Source organism: uncultured Nevskia sp., assembly GCF_903885465.1.
Taxonomy (GTDB): Bacteria; Pseudomonadota; Gammaproteobacteria; order Nevskiales; family Nevskiaceae; genus Nevskia.
Genome location: NZ_CAISIQ010000036.1, coordinates 1 through 5,219 on the forward strand (window position 1 = coordinate 1; position 5,219 = coordinate 5,219).

6 protein-coding genes are annotated in these 5,219 nt (G+C 65.6%); 4 read left to right on the forward strand and 2 right to left on the reverse strand.

Translation table 11 applies throughout. The features are described 5' to 3' along the window. A partial coding sequence (locus QZY06_RS01315) for a deoxyribodipyrimidine photo-lyase (protein ID WP_367275532.1) occupies positions 1 to 154 on the reverse strand: 154 nt, incomplete at its 3' end. A 19-nt stretch (positions 155 to 173) separates the two neighbouring features. Further along, the gene (locus QZY06_RS01320; RefSeq protein ID WP_295679185.1) at positions 174 to 1,937 is read right to left on the reverse strand and encodes a zinc ribbon domain-containing protein; all 1,764 of its coding nucleotides are present in this window, start codon (positions 1,935 to 1,937) and stop codon (positions 174 to 176) included. Positions 1,938 to 2,029: 92 nt separating this feature from the next. Here QZY06_RS01320 and QZY06_RS01325 point away from each other — a divergent pair, with 92 nt between their 5' ends. The 4 genes from QZY06_RS01325 to murA form a co-directional block, all read left to right on the forward strand. After that, positions 2,030 to 2,977 carry an ABC transporter ATP-binding protein gene (locus QZY06_RS01325; protein ID WP_295679188.1) on the forward strand — a complete coding sequence of 316 codons (948 nt, stop codon included), beginning with the start codon at positions 2,030 to 2,032 and terminating at the stop codon, positions 2,975 to 2,977. After that, the gene (locus QZY06_RS01330; RefSeq protein WP_295679191.1) at positions 2,974 to 3,741 is read left to right on the forward strand and encodes an ABC transporter permease; all 768 of its coding nucleotides are present in this window, start codon (positions 2,974 to 2,976) and stop codon (positions 3,739 to 3,741) included. Before QZY06_RS01325 ends, QZY06_RS01330 begins: the two co-directional genes overlap by 4 nt. Before the next feature lie 7 nt (positions 3,742 to 3,748). Further along, positions 3,749 to 3,967: a BolA/IbaG family iron-sulfur metabolism protein gene (locus QZY06_RS01335; RefSeq protein WP_028475284.1), complete on the forward strand. Its 219-nt coding sequence runs from the start codon at positions 3,749 to 3,751 to the stop codon at positions 3,965 to 3,967. A gap of 147 nt (positions 3,968 to 4,114) precedes the next feature. Beyond that, positions 4,115 to 5,219, forward strand: a 1,105-nt coding sequence (gene murA, locus QZY06_RS01340) for a UDP-N-acetylglucosamine 1-carboxyvinyltransferase (RefSeq protein ID WP_295679197.1), incomplete at its 3' end; no start/stop codon positions are given.

Sequence of the window (5,219 nt, forward strand, 5' to 3'; positions counted from 1 at the left end):
AGCGGCTGGCCGCACCCGGCTGCCACGGCGCTTCTTCGTCCGGCGCGTGGATGTAGACCGGCAGGACCTGATCATGGGCAGCGAGTGCGGCGATCAGCGCGGGATTGTCGGCAACGCGGAAATCGCGTCGGAACCAGACGAGGGCAGTGCTCAAGGGAGGCGGAAGGTAGGGATCAGGAAGTTGATGGCAGCGCCGGCAGGCGAGTCCCGCATTGGCCGCAGAAGCCGGCATCGGCATTGGCTGGCGTGCCGCACTGGGTACAGAAGCGGGTAGCGCTGGCTGCAGGCGCCGGCGCAACGCCGAGCGCCTGTTGCACGCCGGCCGGCAGCGCGCCACCAGCGTTCTGCGGCGGATTGATCTTGTCGAGAACGGCGAGGCGCTGCAGATCGGTCTGCGAGCTTGGCGCGATGATCGAGGCCTGGCGCACGCCGAAATCGGCGAGATGCGCAGACAGCCGCTCGGCTTCGTCCGGCAGGCCGCGAATCGACAGCAGCGAGCGTTCGGTATCCGGCCCGAAGCTGACCGTATCGACCTCGGCCACCCACAGCCGCAGGCTCATGTCCTCGACGTTGACGATCTCCTTCTGGGTCTTCATCCGGTCCTGCAGCAGGGTGCCGATCGAGGTCTGCGCACGCTGGTAGTTGCCGTGGGCTTCCAGCCAGTAGATGCGCGACGTGAACTCGAAACGCCGCCACAGCGCATTGCCGCCATCGAAGCCGAAACGGGCGATCAGCAGCAGCGACAAACCGATCAGCATCGCGCCCCATTGCTGCGGCACCTGCGCCGCATAGAGCGCCATGCCGGCGCCGCTGGCGGTGGCCAGCAGCGAGAAGGCGTCGAGCATCAGCAGCCAGCGGTAGGTGTCCAGCGACAGGCAGCGCGCCAGGCTCAGCGGCTCCATGTCGTTCGGCAGCGGCTGGGTTTCTTCGATGGCATGGCCTTCGAAGCTGCCGGCCGGTGCGCTGCCGAGTTTCGGCGGTTTACGCAGATAGACGCGGTTGGGCACCGTTTCGGTCCAGCTGCGCTGCATCTCGCGATCGAACTCGAGAAAGATCTGCCCCGGCGGCGCGTTCATCGAAATCGTGTGCAGCCGCTGCGCCATCGCGATCTGGTTCGGCCGCACTACCTGGGCAACGGCCGCCTTGAGCAGCAGCGAAGCGGCGATCAGCGCCGCGACCAGGATCGCCACCGTCACCGGCACGAACTGCACGGCGCCGTTGAACGGCCTGCCGGTATTGCCGATCGCCTGGCTGAGCAGCAGCGGGCCGATCATCGCCGCGATGATGAAGGCGACGATCGCGCGGATCGACAGCTTGCGGCCGCCGAGCGCGCCCTGGCGCAGCGGCAGCAGCACGATGGCGTTGACCAGCACGAAGTACAGCGCGCCGACCCAGCCGCGCACCGCACCTGAGCCGACGCCGATGATCGACACGCCGAAGCACAGCAGCAGGAAGGCAAGGCCAAGCGCGTTGTGGAACTCGGCGCGCGCCAGGTACTGGGTGCGGCGCGGCGAGAACACCAGATCGCGAACCAGCGAATAGAGCAGGTTGTCGATCGCGCCGGTCGGCACCGCGTAGTTGATCGCGTTCTGGCGAATGGTTTCGCGCAGGCCTTCACCGTCCGGGCTGCTGCCTTCGACATCCTTAGGCAGCTGCGGCGCCAGGCCCGCCGGCTGATCGCGGCCGAAGAAGAAGCGCAGCTGGCGCAGCGCCTTGACGCCGAACACCAGGCCGAACAGCAGCAGCACGGCGGCAATCACCACCGGCGCCACCGCGGCGCCATTGGTGCCCAGTTGCAGTGAATGGCGGGCGCCGAGCAGGGCGAATACCGCGCAGACCAGACAGATCACCGACGCCGCGCCGAGAAACAGGTTCTCGACCCGATGCGGGTTCGGCAATTCGAAGCGGGTCGACGCGGGGTTGTACTCGTAGCTCACGGCAGCCTCCTGCAGGGTTCGGGGCAGTGTAGCCGTCGAAGCACGGCGCGCCGCCGGTGGCGGCGGGCGCGGGGGATATAATCACGACATCCATGAATACCTCCCCAACGGCCGCCCTGTCGATCAGCGGCGTCCGCAAAGCTTACGGTGCCGTCAAGGCATTGAACGGCCTCAGTTTCGACATCCGGCAAGGCGAATTCTTCGGCCTGCTCGGCCCGAACGGCGCCGGCAAGTCGACCCTGATCAGCATCATTGCCGGCCTGATCCGTGCCGACGAAGGCAGCGTCGCCGTGCTCGGCCATGACACTGTGCGCGACTGGCGCACCGCGCGCCGGCAGCTCGGCATCGTGCCGCAGGAACTGGTCTTCGATCCGTTCTTCAACGTCGTCGACATGCTCCGCATCCAGGCCGGCTATTACGGCGCCGGCAGGGAAGTCTGGCCGTGGATCGACGAGATGCTCGAACGCCTGGATCTTTCGGCCAAGCGCACGGCGATGATGCGGTCGCTCTCGGGCGGCATGAAGCGCCGGGTTCTGATCGCCCAGGCCCTGGTCCACAAGCCGCCGGTGGTGATTCTCGATGAGCCGACGGCCGGCGTCGATGTCGATCTGCGCCGCACCTTGTGGGCGTTCATGCGCGATCTGCATCAGAAGGGCACCACCGTGGTGCTGACCACGCATTACCTCGAAGAAGCGCAGGAAATGTGCGAGCGCATCGCCATCATCGACAAGGGCGTGGTGCGGGTCATCGAAACCACCGAAGCGCTGCTCAACCGCCACCCGTTCCGCTTCCTGACCCTGAAGCTGGTCGATGGCGCCGAACTGCCGGCCAGCCTGCGCGAACTGGTGACCACGGAAAAGGCGGGCGCCGTCGAGCTCAAGCTGGAGCGCGAGAAGCATCCGATCGCCAGCGTCTTCGCTGCACTTCGCTCGGCCGGCATCGGCATCGCCGATGTCTCGACCCGCGATCCGGATCTCGAAGACATCTTCATCGAGCTGACCGGCAAGGCGCTGTCCAGCGCGCAGGGAGCCTCGAAATGAACGCCAACCAACTCGGCTTCTACACGCTGCTGAAGAAAGAGGTGATGCGGTTCTGGGCCGTGCTCGGCCAGACGGTGATGGCGCCGGTGGTCACCGCGCTGCTCTATCTGCTGGTCTTCGCGCAGGCGATGAGCGGCCGCGCCGAAGTCTATGAAGGTGTCACCTACACCCAGTTCCTGCTGCCGGGGCTGGTGATGATGACGGTACTGCAGAACGCTTTCGCGAACTCGTCTTCGAGTCTCGCGCAGGCCAAGATCATGGGCAGCCTGGTGTTCCTGCTGATGGCGCCGCTCGGCCACTGGGAGTTCTTCTTCGCCCATGTCGCCGCTGGCCTGATCCGCGCAGCACTCGTCGCCATCGCGATGCTGGTGGTGGCGATTCCGTTCGTCGATCTGCCGATCGCCCAACCGTTCGCGCTGATCGCGATGTTCCTGCTCGCCGGCGGTTCGCTGGCGGTGCTCGGCATCATCGCCGGCATCGTCTCCTCGAAGTTCGATCACCTGGCGGCGTTCTCGAACTTCATCATCACGCCGCTGAGCTTTCTGTCCGGCGTGTTCTATTCGGTGCATTCGCTGCCGCCGATATGGTTCAAGGCTTCGCACCTGAACCCGTTCTTCTACATGATCGATGGCTTCCGCTACGGCTTCTTCGGCCGCTCGGATGTGTCGATCTGGCAAAGCCTCGCCTGGACTTCCGGCTTCTTCATCGCGATCTCCTCGGTCGCGCTGTGGATGCTGATGACCGGCTACAAACTGAGAAAGTAATCCGATGATGACCAAGGAACAGATCAAGGCCCTGCTCGATGCCGGCCTGCCGGGTGCGGTGATCGAAGTCAAAGGCGACGACGGCCAGCATTTCGAAGCCGACGTCAGCTGGAGCGGCTTCGCCGGCCTGAGCATGGTCAAGCAGCACCAGGCCGTCTACGCCGCGCTCGGCGAGAAGATGGGCCGCGAGATTCATGCGCTGGCGCTGAAGACGCGCGCAGCCTGAACCCGTCGAGGATCAACGGCGGTCTCACGCAAAGGCGCAAAGACGCCAAGAGAAGCAGAAGCCTTTTGAAGGTCTTGATGCTTCGCTGTTCCTCCGCGTCTTTGCGCCTTTGCGTGAGGCGCGGTTTCACCGAGTCACGAGAGTTGAATGGACAAATTCCTGATTGAAGGCAACGGCCCGCTGTCCGGCGAAGTTGCTGCCAGCGGTGCCAAGAACGCGGCGCTGCCGATCCTTTGCGCCAGCCTGCTGATCGATGGCGAGCTGAATCTTTCTAACGTGCCGGACCTGCACGACGTGGTCACCACCAAGAAGCTGCTCGCGCAGATGGGGGTTGCCGTCGCCAGTCCCGGCCCGGGCCTGTTCACGGCCAATGCCAGCGGCATCACCACCTGTGTCGCGCCGTACGAGCTGGTGAAGACGATGCGCGCGTCGATCCTGGTGCTCGGCCCGCTGCTCGCCAAGCGCGGCCATGCCGAGGTGTCGCTGCCCGGCGGTTGCGCGATCGGCGCGCGGCCGGTCGATCTGCATCTGATGGGCCTGAAGGCCATGGGTGCGGAGATCGAACTCGAAGGCGGCTTCATCAAGGCCCGCGCGGCCCGGCTGAAAGGCGCGCGCATCTACTTCGACACGGTCACCGTCACCGGCACCGAAAACCTGTTGATGGCTGCGGCACTCGCCGATGGCGAAACGGTGCTCGAGAACGCGGCGCGCGAGCCGGAGATCGTCGACCTCGCCAACTGCCTGACCGCGATGGGCGCGAAGATCCGCGGCGCCGGCACCGGCACCATCGTCATCAAGGGCGTGGCCAATCTGCATGGCGCCAGCCACGCGGTGATTCCGGATCGCATCGAAGGCGGCACCTTTCTAGTTGCCGCCGCGATCAGCCGCGGCAAGGTGCGGCTGGTGAAGACCGACCCGAATGCGCTCGACGCGGTGCTGGTCAAGCTGCAGCAGGCCGGCGCGCGAGTGTCGACCGGCGAGGACTGGATCGAGGTCGACATGCAGGGCCGGCGTCCCGCGTCGATCAATCTGCACACCATGGCGCACCCCGGCTTCCCCACCGACATGCAGGCGCAGTTCATGGCGCTGGACTGCTACGCCGAAGGCGTGGGCACGATTCGCGAAACCATCTTCGAGAACCGCTTCATGCACGCGCAGGAGCTGTTGCGCCTCGGTGCCGACATCCGCATCGAAGGCAATACCGCGATCGTCACCGGCCGCGAGAAGCTCACCGGCGCGCCGGTGATGGCCA